1 protein-coding gene is annotated in these 261 nt (G+C 58.2%); it reads left to right on the top strand.

Going from position 1 to position 261, the window contains the following annotated elements; translation table 11 throughout:
* Positions 1-261 (top strand): hypothetical protein (locus Q4563_RS20600; RefSeq protein WP_303605839.1); only part of this gene is annotated, 261 nt, incomplete at both ends.

Below are 261 nucleotides of genomic sequence, written 5' to 3'. Positions count from 1 at the left end.
CTCACGTACTGACCGGGCTGGCCGAAGAGGATCTGCTAAAAACCTATTCTGCCGAACGACGTGAGTACGGTCAGGCGCTGATCGATTTCGACCGCGAGTTCTCACGCATGTTCAGTGCCAGACCGAAGTCGGCCGAGTACCCGGAGGGGGTCGATCCCGCCGGATTCCAGCGCTATTTCCAGCTCTTTGGCCAATACACGGCCGGGGTTTCCATTCAGTACAAGCCATCCGTCCTGGTGTCTGACGACCGCTATCAGTACC

The sequence above is a fragment of the Gilvimarinus sp. 1_MG-2023 genome (assembly GCF_030548285.1).
This window is presented reverse-complemented; position numbering and strand designations above follow the sequence as displayed.